This window comes from Flavobacterium fluviatile, assembly GCF_010645065.1.
GTDB lineage: Bacteria > Bacteroidota > Bacteroidia > Flavobacteriales > Flavobacteriaceae > Flavobacterium > Flavobacterium fluviatile.
The window spans coordinates 1-554 of the sequence record NZ_JAADZW010000110.1 but is presented as its reverse complement, the minus strand read 5'-3'; the positions used below and the strand labels follow the sequence as shown (position 1 = coordinate 554).

Genomic DNA, 554 nt, shown 5'->3' with positions numbered 1-554 from the left:
GCGGCAAAAGTTAAAGATGATGAACAATTAGCACTTATTGAGGTGCTTTTAGGAAAACATCAGAACCTTAACAATGAACAAGTAGTAAGACATTACAATGATGTTGCCGGAGTAATTGGATGGAAACCGATAGATGCCGGAGTAATTGCCAATAAGCGAAAAGAGCTCGATTTGTATGTATTTGCCGGACAGCACGGAGAAACTGACCTGATGCACGAAAAACACATGCAGATTAAACGAAGTAAACCAAGTGCCTCAATGCTGTTTTGGTCAATGGACGGTTGGGACGCCGAACTTCTTTATCAAAAAACGATAATAGACAAAGATGGTCATTCAAAAACAACCTACCACAACAGGCTCACAGTAGTAATGATACTGGACCCGTACAATAATTACATAGTGGGTTACTCTATCGGAACTAAGGAAAGCCCTGAATTGATTAGACAGGCACTTAAAAACGCTCTTAAACATACTGAGGAATTATTTGGTAATAAATACAAACCGTATCAATTACAAACAGACCATTATCAAATTAAAAACCTGCAACCTACCTA

1 protein-coding gene is annotated in these 554 nt (G+C 38.4%); it reads left to right on the top strand.

Annotation, left to right across the window (positions count from 1 at the left end):
• Positions 1–554: hypothetical protein (locus GXM17_RS21500; protein ID WP_208796488.1), on the top strand; the 554-nt coding region annotated here is incomplete at both ends.